Genomic DNA, 290 nt, shown 5'->3' with positions numbered 1-290 from the left:
GACACCCTGTTTAACCGTAGTGCACAAATTAATGAGGCGCTTAAAACATCAAATCAGTACACCATAAAAAAAGTGGCACTCTCACCGCACGGCATTCCGGCGGAATCATGGCTGTTTGGCGGTACTCAAACCCTCAGAGATACGGTAACGGGGAAAGATGAGAAGAATACGTTTTATGACTTTGATTTTAAAGCTAATGAACGTGATGCCACAGCAGAAAAGCCTAAATTCAGTATTGGACTCACCAGTGAGTACAAAAAAACGCGCTACAGCGAAGCGCAGATGATTGA

The 290-nt window shown here is 43.8% G+C and carries 1 protein-coding gene; it reads left to right on the top strand.

What is annotated here, in order from left to right; translation table 11 throughout:
* The coding region (locus OXR04_RS21530) for a T6SS immunity protein Tli4 family protein (protein ID WP_267395174.1) at positions 1–290 on the top strand (290 nt) is incomplete at both ends.

Origin of the sequence: Pantoea sp. GM_Pan_3 (assembly GCF_026541045.1) — a bacterium.
In the GTDB taxonomy this organism is placed as follows: Bacteria; Pseudomonadota; Gammaproteobacteria; order Enterobacterales; family Enterobacteriaceae; genus Pantoea; species Pantoea anthophila.
Note: the sequence above shows the minus strand (reverse complement) of the source record. Positions and strands in the feature narration are given on the sequence as shown.